13 protein-coding genes are annotated in these 14,152 nt (G+C 66.0%); 12 read left to right on the plus strand and 1 reads right to left on the minus strand.

What is annotated here, in order from left to right; translation table 11 throughout:
• Positions 1–19: 19 nt before the first annotated feature.
• From IHE57_RS07485 to IHE57_RS07535, 12 genes are all read left to right on the plus strand, one after another.
• Positions 20–331 (plus strand): ArsR/SmtB family transcription factor, encoded by a 312-nt coding sequence (locus tag IHE57_RS07485; RefSeq protein ID WP_209372179.1) that lies wholly within the window; start codon positions 20–22, stop codon positions 329–331.
• A gap of 124 nt (positions 332–455) precedes the next feature.
• On the plus strand, positions 456–755 hold the full coding sequence (locus IHE57_RS16700) for an SRPBCC family protein (protein WP_366933904.1): 300 nt from the start codon (positions 456–458) through the stop codon (positions 753–755).
• On the plus strand, positions 638–934 hold the full coding sequence (locus IHE57_RS16340; RefSeq protein ID WP_366933905.1) for an SRPBCC domain-containing protein: 297 nt from the start codon (positions 638–640) through the stop codon (positions 932–934). Before IHE57_RS16700 ends, IHE57_RS16340 begins: the two co-directional genes overlap by 118 nt.
• Before the next feature lie 111 nt (positions 935–1,045).
• On the plus strand, positions 1,046–1,579 hold the full coding sequence (locus IHE57_RS07495; protein ID WP_209325889.1) for a MaoC family dehydratase: 534 nt from the start codon (positions 1,046–1,048) through the stop codon (positions 1,577–1,579).
• An 8-nt stretch (positions 1,580–1,587) separates the two neighbouring features.
• A complete protein-coding gene (locus tag IHE57_RS07500; protein ID WP_209372372.1) occupies positions 1,588–2,391 on the plus strand; it encodes an HpcH/HpaI aldolase/citrate lyase family protein in 804 nt (267 codons plus the stop codon).
• A gap of 13 nt (positions 2,392–2,404) precedes the next feature.
• Positions 2,405–3,070 carry a peptide deformylase gene (locus IHE57_RS07505; RefSeq protein WP_209372181.1) on the plus strand — a complete coding sequence of 222 codons (666 nt, stop codon included), beginning with the start codon at positions 2,405–2,407 and terminating at the stop codon, positions 3,068–3,070.
• Between the two features lie 333 nt (positions 3,071–3,403).
• The gene (msrA, locus tag IHE57_RS07510; RefSeq protein ID WP_209325886.1) at positions 3,404–3,934 is read left to right on the plus strand and encodes a peptide-methionine (S)-S-oxide reductase MsrA; all 531 of its coding nucleotides are present in this window, start codon (positions 3,404–3,406) and stop codon (positions 3,932–3,934) included.
• Positions 3,934–4,767 carry a nitroreductase family protein gene (locus IHE57_RS07515; protein ID WP_209372183.1) on the plus strand — a complete coding sequence of 278 codons (834 nt, stop codon included), beginning with the start codon at positions 3,934–3,936 and terminating at the stop codon, positions 4,765–4,767. Before msrA ends, IHE57_RS07515 begins: the two co-directional genes overlap by 1 nt.
• Positions 4,764–6,050, plus strand: a complete 1,287-nt coding sequence (locus IHE57_RS07520; protein ID WP_366933892.1) for an MFS transporter — start codon at positions 4,764–4,766, stop codon at positions 6,048–6,050. The genes IHE57_RS07515 and IHE57_RS07520 overlap by 4 nt, the downstream gene beginning before the upstream one ends.
• Positions 6,051–6,151: 101 nt before the next feature.
• Complete coding sequence (locus IHE57_RS07525) at positions 6,152–9,952, plus strand: efflux RND transporter permease subunit (protein ID WP_343071908.1); 3,801 nt, start codon at positions 6,152–6,154, stop codon at positions 9,950–9,952.
• Positions 9,953–9,976: 24 nt separating this feature from the next.
• A complete protein-coding gene (locus IHE57_RS07530) occupies positions 9,977–10,738 on the plus strand; it encodes a CPBP family intramembrane glutamic endopeptidase (RefSeq protein ID WP_209372187.1) in 762 nt (253 codons plus the stop codon).
• A gap of 172 nt (positions 10,739–10,910) precedes the next feature.
• On the plus strand, positions 10,911–13,391 hold the full coding sequence (locus tag IHE57_RS07535; RefSeq protein ID WP_209372189.1) for a PhoX family protein: 2,481 nt from the start codon (positions 10,911–10,913) through the stop codon (positions 13,389–13,391).
• A gap of 67 nt (positions 13,392–13,458) precedes the next feature.
• On the opposite strand, the gene IHE57_RS07540 is transcribed toward IHE57_RS07535, so the two are convergent.
• Positions 13,459–14,100 (minus strand): VOC family protein, encoded by a 642-nt coding sequence (locus tag IHE57_RS07540; protein ID WP_209325881.1) that lies wholly within the window; start codon positions 14,098–14,100, stop codon positions 13,459–13,461.
• Between the last annotated feature and the right edge of the window lie 52 nt (positions 14,101–14,152).

A 14,152-nucleotide genomic window follows, 5' to 3' on the forward strand; every position in this document is an offset into this window, starting at 1 on the left:
TAATTAAGGAAAGACTGAAATGAATCTCGATCTGGTCTTCGGAGCTCTCGCCGACCCGACGCGGAGGGCGATCGTCGACCATCTGCGCCACGGAGACATGAGCTCCGGGGAGCTGGCGGATCCGCTGCCGATCAGCAGATCCGCGGTCTCCCAGCACCTGAAGGTGCTCGAGGAGGCCGGCCTGGTCACCAGGAGCAAAAGGGCGCAGCAGCGAATCGTCTCGCTCAACGGCGACAGGCTCTCCGCCGCAACCGACTGGCTGGTCGCAGCCCATGAGGAGTGGCAGCGGAGATTCGACGCGCTCGACCAGGTGCTCAACGACGATCGCTGACCCAAGGAGGAGAACCATCGTGAACCCGAACAGCCCATCGCACGAGGAGCCCGGCTTCACCATCGTCCGTGACTTCGCCGCGCCCCGGGAGCGAATCTGGCAGGCCTGGACGGACCCGGACGTCATGGCCCGATGGTTCCACCCGGAGGGATTGCAAACTCCGCGTGAAACCGTGAGCGTCGACCTCCGGGTCGGCGGAACCTACACCTACACCATGCGCATCGAGGAGACCGGTCAGGAGTTTCCGACCGCAGGCAGATACCTGCGGATCGATCCGCCTGTCCGTCTCGACTTCACACCATGCGCATCGAGGAGACCGGTCAGGAGTTTCCGACAGCCGGCAGATACCTGCGAATCGACCCACCTGTCCGTCTCGACTTCACATGGGGAGTTCCCGGCTCGATCGACGACGCTCCGCGAGTGAGTGTCGAACTCGAAGAGATCGCCGCTGACCGCACGCGCATGACCTTCACCCTCATCGGACTTCCCGACGACTCCGGCGAGGACGCAAGCGCCTACGACGGCTGGACATCAGCTTTCCGCGTCCTCGAGGAGGCGCTCGCCTCGGAACGCGAGGCATCAGCGACGGAGGGCGACATCTGAGCCGCGGAACGCAGAGCAGGGGTCGGAGCCGGCGCACCGGTCCCGACCCCTGGTTCACCGGGCTTCGGTGAATGACGATAAACTCGAATCATCACGAGTGAGGAGCGACACATGAGCGATAAGGTCATCGAACAACGAGGTCTGTGGCTGGACGAGATGGAAGTCGGGGCCACCTACCGGCATGCGCCGGGACGGACCATCACCGAGGCGGACAACACCTGGTTCACCGCCGTGACCATGAACACCCAAGCCCTGCACCTCGACGCGGCCTTCGCCGAGACCGAGCCCTTCGGCCAGAGACTGGTCAACTCGATGTTCACCCTGGCCACGCTCATCGGCCTGTCCGTGACGCAGCTGACTCAGGGCACGATCGTGGGCAATCTCGGCTTCTCCGAGGTCGCCTTCCCCGCGCCTCTCTTCCACGGGGACACGCTCTATGCGGAGACGACGATCCTCGACAAGCGCAATTCGAAGTCCCGGCCCGGACAGGGCATCGTCACCCTTGAGCACCGCGGCTACAACCAGAACGGCACGCTGGTGGCCAAAGCCGTGCGCCAGACGATGATGTTCGACTCGAGCCACTCCGCTGAAGCCGCCCAGACGGAAGCGCAGCCCGAGAACCCAGCGACCGAATCCGGAAAGTGAGCAGCAGCATGGCCCTGGAATTCAAACCCGCCTGGCTCTTCGTCCCCGGCGATCGCCCCGACCGATACACTAAAGCCGCCGAGCGTTCCGACATCGTCATCCTCGACCTCGAAGACGCGGTCAACGACGCGGACAAGGCCGCCGCCCGGGAGTCGATCATCGACTTCCCACTCGACCCCACGAGGACGGTCGTGCGAGTCAACGCCCGGGATTCGGAGCACCTCGATGAGGACCTCAAGATGCTTGCGAAGACCGACTATGCGGCCGTGATGCTGCCGAAGTCCGAGCGCGGCGCGGACCTGACGATCCTCGCCGACTACCAAGTCATCGCACTCATCGAAACCGCGCTGGGAGCCGTCAACGTCGCAGAGATCGCCGCCGCCCCGAACGCCTACGCCCTCATGTGGGGCTCCGAGGATCTCATCGCCGACCTCGGCGGCGGCTCCTCCCGCACCGACGAGGGAGACTATCGCGACGTCGCCAAGCACGTGCGCAGCTCGACCCTGCTCGCCGCCCGCGCTCACGGCAAGTATGCTCTCGACTCGATCTGGGCTGATATCCCGAACCTCGAGGGACTGGCCGGCGAGGCCGAGGACGCCGTGCAGTCCGGTTTCTCCGGCAAGGTGTCCATCCACCCCAGCCACGTGCCGGTCGTCCGCGACGCCTTCCGTCCCAGCGACGAACAGCTGCGCTGGGCCCAGGCCGTCCTCGACCTCGCCGCGACGGAGAAGGGCGCCTTCGCCTACGAAGGCAAGATGATCGACGCACCGCTGCTCAAGCACGCGGAGCTCATCGTCGCCCGCGCAGTCTGAGGAGCGAGCGCCCATGACTCCCGCCGATGCGACCATCGCCGAGCAGATCCGAACCGTCCTCGCCGCAGCCGAGGCAGGCGACGGCATCGCTCCCATCGTCGAGGCGGGCGACCCGATCCTGCGCGCGAAGACCCGCCCCTTCGACGGACAGGTCGACGATGCGGAGCTGGCGCAGCTCGCCGAGGTGATGCGCGCGACCATGCTCGCCGCTCCCGGCGTCGGCCTGGCCGGGCCGCAGCTGGGCATCGGTCTGTCGATGTTCGTCGCCGAGGATCCCGGAGCCCGCGACCCCGAGGTCGCCGAGGTGCGTGAGCGCTCGCCGCTGCCTCTGCGGGTGGTCCTCAACGCTCATTACGAACGCGCCACCGGTGCCGACGTCGCCTTCTACGAAGGCTGCCTGTCGATCCCCGGTTACCAGGCTGTGGTCGCCCGCCCGCGTGAGATCGAACTGCGAGGGCTCGACCTGACAGGAGATCCCCTCGCCGAGGTGGTGTCCGGTTGGTCGGCGCGCATCGTGGCGCACGAGACCGATCATCTCTCGGGGATCCTGTTCCTCGACAGGGCCGAGATGCGCTCCTTGGCGACCAACGACTCAGTGGCACGACTCTGGCACCAGCCCTCGACGCAGAAAGCCGCCGCCGAACTCGGCTTCGCCCTGCCCTCGGGCATGGTGATGTGAAACCCCTCTGCGGACGAGCCCGTCCTGCGCCTGGGCACCGCGTTCGCCGATGCGGGCCCGACCTGGCTCACCGGGACCCGCAGCAGCTGACTCAGCTCCTCGACGGCGAGGATGTGACCGGGATCGACGTTCGCCCCGCCGCCTCGACCCCGACAGTGGTGCCCGGCGACGCAGACCTACCCGGTCAGAGGGACCGCCGATGGTGGTTCGGCCAGCAATGGTGGTTCGACCAGCAGGCTGCGGCTGAGCCTCGACATCGATGACGGTCGCCTGCGGCGTCTGAGGATTCGCATCGACGGGGAATAACCTGAGAGCGTCATCGTTGTACGAGATATGAGTGATCTTCGCACCCTCACCCTCGGCGCCGGCTGCTTCTGGTGCCTCGACGCCGTCTACCAGCGGACCGCTGGTGTGACCGAAGTGATTTCCGGGTACACGGGCGGACACACCGACGATCCCGGCTATCGGGAGGTCTGCAGCGGCACCACCGGTCATGCCGAAGCGCTGCAGGTGACCTTCGACGCCGAGACCGTTCCCGAGGACATCATCCTCGGGCTCTTCTTCACCGGCCACGACCCCACGAGCCTCAACCGCCAGGGCTACGATGTCGGAACCCAGTACCGGTCGGCGATGTTCTACCGCGATGAAACGGAACGTGAGCATTTTGCCCAGGCCATCGAGTCCGCGCAGAAGCTCTTCGACGCTCCGATCGTCACCACGCTCGAACCTCTGGGGACCTTCTACCCCGCCGAGGCGGTCCATCAGGACTTCTACACCGAGAACCCGGACAGCGGATACTGCCGCGTCATCATCGACCCGAAGCTCAGCCGTGCCCGCGCGGCCTTCGCCGAGTGGGTGAGCTGATGGGCAGACACAAGAAGGACAAGCACAAAGAGAAGAAGCACCGGCATCGTTCCGGGCAGACCGCAGAGTGCGCGGAGAAGAAAGCCGGCAAGCTCGAACGGGAACGTGCGCGAGCCCATTTCCTCGACGGCAGCACCGGTCCGTGGGCGAAGGCTCTGGCCGCCCAGGATGCCCGGGAATCTCCGGCGGCGGAAGAGGCCGATCCCGACTCCGCCGGCACTGCGCACACTCGTCGTGGCCCGGACTATTCGATGCCCTCGTCGATCGACATCGTCGCCGATCCCGTCCTCTACGCCATGTCCACCCGCCGTTCGATCTCCAAGGTCGATCCGGAGACACCCAGCGACTCAGACCTGCTCGAGCTGATCCGGGCTGTCTCCTCGGTCGCGGACCACAAGGGCCTGCGGCCCTGGCGCTTCCTCATCCTCCGCGGAGACGACCGGCACCGCCTCGGTGCGGCACTCGACGAGGCCGCCGGTGTGGTTCGCGAACCCGGAGAGGTCAACAGGAAGCCTCTGCGAGCCGAACTCCTGCTCGCGCTCGTGTGCTCACCGACCGAGCACGAGAAAGTCCCCGAATGGGAGCAGCGTGCCACCGCCGCCGGTGCCGGACACCTGCTCGAACTCGCCCTCTGGCAGGCCGGCTGGGGAGTGATGTGGCGATCGGGGACCTTGGCGAACACACCACCGGTCCGGCGACTCCATCGGCTGGAGGACTCCGAACTCCTCATGGGATGGTTCTACATCGGAGCCGTGCCCGAACGGTACCGTCAGCGGCTGGCCTCGAGCACCCGCCCCCTTCCCCGCCCCGAGCAGTTCCTCGATACCCTGTGACCGCGGACAACGATGAGGCGACGACCGACGCCGCAATTGCCGATCGGGCCGGCCGAAGACTGCCCAAGGAGATCTACGTCCTCGTCGCTGCGGCGTTCATCGTTGCGCTCGGCTACGGCATCATCGCCCCCGTCCTTCCGCAGTTCGCGGCGAGCTTCGACTTCGGCGTCACTGCCGCCACCATCGTCGTCTCATCCTTCGCGTTCTTCCGCTTCGTCTTCTCGCCCTCGTCCGGCCGCCTCGTCGATGCCTTCGGCGAACGCCGGATCTACATCACCGGGCTCCTCATCGTCGCCGCCTCCACCGCCGCTGTGGCCTTCGCCCAGAACTATTGGCAGCTGCTGATCTTCCGCGGACTCGGAGGCATCGGTTCGACGATGTTCAGCGTCTCGGCGATGGCGCTCATCGTCCGGCTCGCCCCGATCGATGCCCGCGCGAAGGCCTCGTCGACCTATGCCACTGCCTTCCTCGTCGGCAATATCGCCGGCCCCGTCCTCGGCGGGGCCATGGCCGGTTGGGGGATGCGCATCCCATTCGTCATCTACGCCGTCGGCCTGCTGTTGGCGGCCATCGTCGTTCGCGTCTTCCTGGCCTCGACTGCGGCTTTCGGCTCCTCGACGAAGTCCGGGCGCGCACGCTTGGAAGCGGCCAAGAACGAACCGCAGCAGGAGGTCATGACCTTCCGCCAGGCGTGGAAGGACTCCGCATATCGGTCCGCGCTGGTCTCTGCGTTCGTCCAAGGCTGGTCGGCGATGGGCATCCGGGTGGCGATCTACCCGCTGTTCGCCATCCAGGCGCTGCAGGCCGACACCGCTGTGGCCGGTCTGGCCCTGACGATGTTCGCCATCGGCAATGCCTCGGCAGTGACCGTCGTCGGACGCTTCGCGGACACGCTCGGCCGCAAACCCTTCATCCAATGGGGTCTGTTCGTCCTCGGCGTGACCACCGCGGCCCTGGCCTTCACCGACGCGATCTGGGTGTTCTTCGTCTTCTCCGTCGTCGCCGGCATCGGCTCGGGATTGGCCAATCCCGCCCAGCAGGCGACCGTCGCCGATGTCATCGGGCGCGAGCGCAAGGGCGGTCGCGTGCTCGCGAAGTATCAGATGGCCCTCGACGGAGGTGCCATCGTCGGCCCCATCATCGCCGGTGCGATCGTCGACCGCTTCGACTACTCCTGGGCGTTCCTGCTCACCGGCGTCCTCGGCGTCATCGCCGCCGGTCTCTGGTTCTTCGGGCGGGAGACCCGTCCGCGGGAAGTGCGAGGTGCGGCTGCCGGAGCCTGAGGAGTCAGGTTTTCCTCATGTGACTCTCATCGGACACTCACTAGGATGGTCACGTCGGCGTGCTTCGTCGGCGCCCTGCCTTCGATAAGAAAGTCCCCCTCGTGAGTTTCCTGACCCGGCTGAGCCTGAAGAACCGGGCGCTGATCGCGCTCATCTCCGTCGTCGCCGTCATCTTCGGCGTCATCGGAGCCGGGGCTCTCAAACAAGAACTGTTCCCCTCGCTCGAGAACCCGCAGGCCACAGTCAGCGCTTCCTATGAGGGCGCCACTCCCGAAGCCGTCGAATCCGAGGTCACCGACCCGCTCGAAGGGGCGCTGACTGCCTTGCCCGAGGTCGAGGACATGACTTCGACCTCGTCGGCGGGCAGCTCGCAGATCACTGTGAGCACGAAGTACGGCGACGACTCCGATGACGTCATCAAGGCCCTGCAGCGTGCCGTCTCCCAGGTGCAGCCGACCCTGCCCGAAGGGGTCGAACCCAATGTGATGATGATGGGCACCGACGACATCCCGGTGCTCGCGCTGTCCGTGACCTCCGACGCCGATGAGGACCACCTGGCAGCGGATCTCGAGGACATCGTCGAACCGGAGCTCAAGCGCATCGACGGTGTCTCCCAGGTCCAGATCGCCGGGGCGAAGACCAAACAGGTCGAGATCAGCATCCGACGCGACGACCTCGAGGACGAAGGAGCCAACCTCGACGAGGTGGCTGGGATCCTCCAGTCCAACGGCGTGCCCACCTCGGCGGGTGAACTCAAGGGGGCCGACGGTACGGCCCCGGTCGAGGTCGGCACCCGCATCCGATCCCTCGACGCGATCAAGGACCTCGTCATCAGCGGGGAGGACGGCCCGATCACGGTCTCCGACGTCGCCGACGTCAAACTCGTCGACGAACCCGTCGAATCGATCTCGCGGACCAACGGCCAGCCCTCGCTGTCGGTGTCGGTGATGAAGGAATCCGATGCGAACACCGTCGATGTCTCGCACGCGGTGGCCGAGAAGCTGCCGGAACTCGAGAAGACGATGGGCGAGAACACGGAGTTCGTCTCCGCGTTCGATCAGGCGCCGTTCATCGAACAGTCGATCCACGACCTGCTCAACGAAGGCGGGCTCGGTCTGCTCTTCGCCGTCCTGGTCATCCTCGTCTTCCTGCTCTCAGTGCGGGCGACGATCATCACCGCGATCTCGATCCCGCTGTCCCTCCTCATTGCGCTGGTCGGCCTGTGGATGGGTGGGGAGACGCTGAATATGCTCACCCTCGGCGCGCTGACGATCTCCGTCGGACGCGTCGTCGACGACTCCATCGTCGTCATCGAGGCGATCAGACGACGGCATGCCTCCGGCGGTGACAAGTTCTCGAACATCCTCGCGGCCGTCTCCGAGGTGGCCGGAGCGATCACAGCCTCGACCCTGACGACCGTGGCGGTGTTCCTGCCGCTGGCCTTCGTCACCGGGCAGACCGGTGAGATGTTCCGGCCCTTCGCCCTGACCGCGACCATCGCCCTGCTGTCCTCGCTGTTCGTGGCGCTGACGATCGTTCCCGTCCTCGCCTACTGGTTCCTGCGCCAGCGAGAGGCCAAGGTGAAGCTGAGCCGCGCGGAGAAGGCCGAGATCCGCCGCAGCCGCAAGACCATGCTCACCCGCTGGCGGTCGGAGAAGAGGGCCGCGAAGAAGGCGGAGAGGAAACGCGACATCTCTGCCGGCGCCGAGGAGACCACGGACGGGGACAGGGCCGAGGAAGCCTCGAGCTCACCCCGGGGCGGGGCCGCCGGAGTCGCAGCGAACCATCCGCGCTACGGCGAATCCGAGGACGGCACCGAGGAGGTCGACGAGCTCGCTGGCATGCATTCGCCGGTGACGCGGCTGCAGAAGACCTATATGCCGGCCATCTCGTTCTCGACGAAGCATCCGATCGTGATGATCCTCGTCGCCGTCCTCGTGCTGGCCGGCACCGGGGCGATGATCCCGCAGCTGAAGACCGAGCTGTTCGGGGACACTGGTCAGGATTCCCTCCAGATCTCGCAGACGTTCGACCCGGGCACGGATCTCGATGAGGCCTCGGAACAGGCTGAGAGAGTTGAGAAGATCCTCGCCGATGCCGGCGACGTCGAGTCCTATCAGCTGTCCCTGGGCGGCTCGACCTTCGGATACACCGACGACTCCTCGCTGACGGGCACCTATATCGTCAATTCGAAGTCCGGAGTCTCTGCACAGTCGATCTCCACCGATCTGCAGAAGCAGTTCGACGATCTCGAGGGCGTCGGTGACGTCGAGGTGCTCAGCCAGAGCTCGGCTCCCGGTTCGCAGACGATCGACATCACACTCTCGGCTTCGGACCCGAAGCAGCTCGAGGACGCGACGAAGAAGGTCACGGACAAGCTCGACGGCGTCTCGGGGACCCAGTCGGTCACCAGCGATGTCGAAGCGGTCCAGCCCGTCATCGAGGTCAAGGTCGATCACAAGAAGGCTGCGAAGGAGAATCTCACCGAAGCCTCCATCGGCCAGTACGTGCAGCGAGCGATGCACGGACAGCAGATCGGCGAGGTCGTCATCGACGATGTCTCCCACTCGGTGATGCTCTTCGACCGCAATGCCGACACCGTGGAGAAGCTGCGTGACCTCAAGATCCCCGGCAAGCCGAAGGCGACGGCCCCAGCGGCCGGTGGTGCGGGAGCGGCAGGCGGTGCTGGTGGCAGTGCCGCCGGCGGCGGCAGTGGTGCCGGTGCCGCCGGCGGCGAAGGCGCTGGCGGCGCAGGTGGGGCCGGGGGCGAAGGTGCTGGCTCGGCCGGCGGCGCTGGTGGCGACAGGGGAGCCGGTGCTGCCGGTGACCCCGGGGCCATGGCCGGCGCACCCGCGACGTCGGAACCGCGGTTCATCAAGCTCGATGATGTGGCCGACGTCAAGGAGGTCAAGACCGCTCCGACGATCCGGCACACGGATTCGCAGCGTTCGACCACCGTCTCGGTGACCCCTGAAGGCGACGACCTCGGTGCGGTCTCGGCCGATGTGCAGTCCGCCCTCGACGAGGTGGACCTGCCGGATTCGGTCAGCGTCGACACCGGAGGTGCGACCCAGGAGCAGAACGAAGCGTTCGCACAGCTGGGGCTGGCGATGCTCGCCGCGATCCTCATCGTCTTCGTCATCATGGTCGCCACGTTCAAGTCGCTGCTGCAGCCGCTGATCCTCCTGGTCTCGATTCCGTTCGCGGCCACCGGTTCGATCGCGCTGTCGCTGCTGACCGATACGCCGCTGGGCCTGACGTCGATGATCGGTCTGCTCATGCTCATCGGCATCGTGGTCACGAACGCGATCGTGCTCATCGACCTCATCAACCACTTCCGGCTGCGCGGAGTCGACCTGCGCACTGCGATCGTCCACGGCGCCCGGCTGCGTTACCGTCCGATCCTCATGACCGCGGCGGCCACGATCTTCGCGCTGTTGCCGATGGCACTCGGCCTGACCGGTGGGGGAGTGTTCATCTCGAAACCGCTGGCGATCGTCGTCATCGGCGGCCTCGTCAGCTCGACCCTGCTCACGCTGATCCTCGTGCCGGTGCTCTACCTGCTGCTCGAAGGCGCCAAGGAACGGCGGGCCGAGAAGAAGTATGTGAAGAACACGGCCCGCGGCCAGGTCCTCGACGCCGCCGAGGCACGCGCGGACGCCCGCACCACCGAACGGCCGTCGGCCGGCGCGGGCATCGGTGCCGGGGGCCCGGCAGCGGGGACGGCGCAGGAACCGATGCAATCGGCGGATCCGGGGTCGACGGACTCCGTGCCGGAAAGAACGTCGCAGACGGAAGAAGCCGATCCGTCCGGCGAGGACTCCGGGCCAGGGGCGACTGACTTCAGTCTGCGCAGCTCCACGCCGCGCAGCAGCGACGGAGGACACGAGCCCAAACACTGAGCCGCCCCGGCTACAGTTGAGTTCATGACGACCGAGCTCGAACCGCAGGAGAGAACGCGCCTGTGGTTCGAGCTCGGACTCGTCGCGGCGCTGTCCCTGGGACAGTCGGCGGCCTACGCGATCGTCCGCCTGGCCGACATCGCCACTCGCGGGCCGATCAGCGAAGCCCAGGCCAAGCTCAACACGTCTCTGTCGTCCCGACCCGGCTTCGACCTGGTCTACCAGCTCCTCGACATCGCCTTCACCCTCGTACCCGTCGCGCTGGCCCTCTACCTGCTCACGCGCGACCGTGATCCGCGTCGCCTCCGCGCCCGCCTCGGCGCCGAAGGACAGCGAGCCAGGGACCTCGGGCACGGGCTCCTCATCTTCCTCGTCATCGGAATCGGCACCCTCGGTGTCTATGCCTCTGGCAGAGCGCTGGGGATCACTGCCGAGGTCCAGCCGGCCAACCTCGGCGACCACTGGTGGACCATTCCGGTGCTCATCCTCTCGGCGGCGAAGAACGGCATCCTCGAAGAGGTCATCATCTTCGGCTTCGGTGCGCAGCGGCTGCGGCAGCTCGGATACGGTCCCTGGACGATCATCATCTCTCTTGCCGTCTTCCGCGCCAGCTACCACCTGTACCAGGGCATCGGCCCGTTCATCGGCAACCTCGCCATGGGCATCATCTTCGGCTGGTACTTCCTGCGCAAGGGGCGTCTCATGCCGCTGGTGTGGGCGCACTTCGCCATCGACGCGGTGGGATTCCTGGCACCGGGAGTGCTCGCCCTCGTCGACCTCGCCTGAAGCGGCTCAAACTGATATCCACAGATCGTTCGGGGTTCACACTCCGTTCATCGTCGGGTTGAAATCGGGCCAGCTGGCACTGGAAGGCTCGGTCCAGTGAGCCCTCCGGAACCGCTCGTCGCAGCTGCGGGCGCCAGGAGGGAGTCCCAGTTCCGAACCGAGGAGAGAACCGATGAGACGACTTCTGCCGATGGCCGCCCATGTGCGAGGCAAGCGCAGCCCGGTCACCTGCGCCCTGAAATGCGATAACGCCTGCCTCAAGGCGACGTGCAACACCTCCTCGAACGGCTACTTCCGCGATATCGTCGATGCCAAGCTCAGCCGGCGTGCCGTTCTCGGAGCCTCTGCGGCAGGAGCTCTGGCAGTCGCGGTGACCACCGCGCCGAGCCCGACGGCTCGCCGTGCGGCAGCCGCCGACGCCGGCAGCCTCGACTTCGCCGCCATCGATCCGGTCCAGCACGAAGTCGACGAGTTCATCGTCCCCGACGGCTACACCTGGCACCCGGTCGTGCGGTGGGGCGATCCGCTGTTCCCCGACTCTCCGAAGTTCGACCCGGAGAACCAGAGTCCGGAGTCCCAACGCCGTCAGTTCGGGTACAACAACGACTTCCTCTCGATCCAGGTCGACGACAGGGACCCGAACCGGGCGGTGCTGTTCGCGAACCAGGAGTACACCAACGACGCCATCATGTACCCCGACGACATGGACGAGGCCGACAAACGAGCGATCAGCCGGGAAGCCCACGGACTGACCGTTGCCGAACTCAACCGCAGGGATGAGAAGTCCACGTGGAGAGTCGATGTCAACGGAGAGAGGAACCGCCGCTTCCTCATCGACACCGAATACGAGTTCACTGGACCGGCCGCCGGTTCCGACCTGCTGAGGACGAAGGACTACCCGAACGGCGACAGGGTGCAGGGCACCCTCGGCAACTGCTCCGGCGGGCTCACCCCCTGGGGGACCCTGGTCTCCGGTGAGGAGAACTTCAACTCCTATTTCAAAGCGCAGGGCGCCTCAGCGGCAGACAGACGCTACGGACTGAGCAGCGAGGATTCGGCCAACGGCTGGGAGGCCGACCTCGATCGCTTCGATACGAACAATGCCGGATACGCCAACGAGGCGAACCGCTTCGGATGGATCGTCGAGGTCGATCCGTGGGATCCGGATTCCACGCCGCTCAAGCACACGAACATGGGTCGGTTCAAGCACGAAGGTGCGAACATCACGATCTCCGACTCGGGCCATGCCGTGGCCTATATGGGTGATGACGAGAAGTTCGACTACCTCTACAAGTTCGTGTCCAAAGGCACCTATGTCGATGGCGACCGCGAGCACAACAAGACTCTGCTGACCGAAGGCGACCTCTTCGTTGCGAAGTTCACCGGTAACTCGCCGAAGTCCGAGATCGACGGCAGCGGAGACGTGCCCTCCGACGGCGAATTCGACGGCACCGGTCAGTGGCTGCCGCTGGTCAAGGACGGAAAGTCGCAGGTGTCGGGATTCTCCGTCGAGGAGGTCCTCGTCAACACCCGACTGGCCGCGGACAAGGTCGGGCCCACGAAGATGGACCGCTGCGAGGACGTCGAACCGAACCCGGTCAACCGGCGCATCTATGTCGCCTGCACGAACAATTCCGATCGCGGCACCGGCGGGAAGGCCGCGGCCGACGAGACGAACCCGCGAACCGAGAACAGAGACGGGCACATCGTCGAGATCACCGAGCGTTCCGGTGACCACACCGGAACGGAATTCGACTGGACGCTGCTCATCGTCTGCGGCGACCCGAAGCAGGGGGACGCCACATACTTCTCGGGGTTTCCCGCAGATCAGGTCTCACCCATCTCGTGCCCGGACAATGTCGCCTTCGACACCGCGGGCAATCTGTGGATCTCCACCGACGGCGCCCCCGACGGCATCGGGTACTGCGATGGGCTGTTCAGGGTCACGATCGACGGCGAGCAGCGCGGTCGGGTCGAGCAGTTCCTCTCCGTGCCGCGCGAGGCCGAGGTGTGTGGACCGCTTGTGCACGATGAGTACGATTCGGCCTTCGTGGCCGTCCAGCATCCGGGCGAGGACGGCGAATGGTCCGCTCAGCATTCGCAGTTCCCCGATTATGTGGACGAGACCGACGTCGAGCGGGGAGTCGCCGCACTGCCCCGCCCGACGGTCGTCCAAGTGATCAAGGGCGACGGCGGAGCGGATCCGGATCCGACGGATCCGCCGAAGGACGCCGACGCCGATGGTGCGGATGAGAACGCATCCGATGAGAACGGTTCGGCCGACGGCAGCGGGTCGACCGAGGACGCTGATTCGAACGGGGATGAGAAGGGCACGGAGGCCGGCGAGTCCGGTTCGACGGACAGTTCTCAGGACGGGGCGAAGGAGGCCGCAGCCGCGAGCGCGGCGTCGAACGCCGGCAGTGATACGGGCGCAGGCGGGTCCGGCGGCAGCGGTTCGGGCGCCGGAGCGGGCGCCTCGGACGGAGGTGAGCTGCCGTGGACCGGTGCGGACGGCACTCTGCCTCTGCTCGGCGGCGGTGCCGGGCTCCTCGCCGTCGGCGGTGCCATGGCCACCGCGGCTCATCTGCGGAGGAAGAATGCGTTCGCTGCCGATGGCGCAGAGGAGGCGGTGAAGGAGACTTCCGCCGACTGAGCCGCAGCAGCGGCGCCGAGACAACGGTGCTCCACCTTTGTCTCGGCGACAGCGGCGAGTGTGAGCCTCAGATGGTGATGGGGCCGTTCTTCGTCTCGAAGCTCACCGACATGATGCCCGGCGTCCCATGAGGCGCGGACCAGTCGATGTGGATCTCTGGGATCGGCTTGGCGACCTGGGTTCCCAGCCAGTCACGCAGACGGTCCCGATCGCCGGCGATCTGCAGGGTGTCGATGCACACGTCGCCATTGGTCTTATAGGTCGACGGATGCTGCGAGGAGTCGGCGGACCACTTGATGAAGAACGGGAGCTGGGGATCGGCGATGAGCCCCTTGACCCCGATCTGCAGCCACCTGAGTTCCAGACCGGACTCAGGTGTGCGGTTGCCGTCGACGGCCTTGCGGTCGAGGCGGGTCTCGACTTCGGCGAGATCATCGACCGATACGCACCAGCCCATCCAGCCGCCTCCGAGTTCGGACCGAGCCCGAACCGCTTGGCCGAAAGGGGTCGAGAGAGCGGCCGGGTGCTCCAAGGCTTCCACGACTTCGAGGTAGTGGCCGTTCGCGAGGGGGAAGATGAGATTTCTGGTGCCGAATCGAGGATGCACACCGCCGTCGTAGGGAACCACTCCGAGCTTCTCCGAGATCCGCTCGGCGGTCGCACGGTAGCCATCGGGTTCACTGGCGTATGACACATGATCGAGTTTCATGACTCGACAATCGCATAACCTGGCTCACACTGCCCCTTAGGGTCACCTAATA

It is taken from the genome of Brevibacterium renqingii (genome assembly GCF_017808105.1).
GTDB lineage: Bacteria > Actinomycetota > Actinomycetes > Actinomycetales > Brevibacteriaceae > Brevibacterium > Brevibacterium renqingii.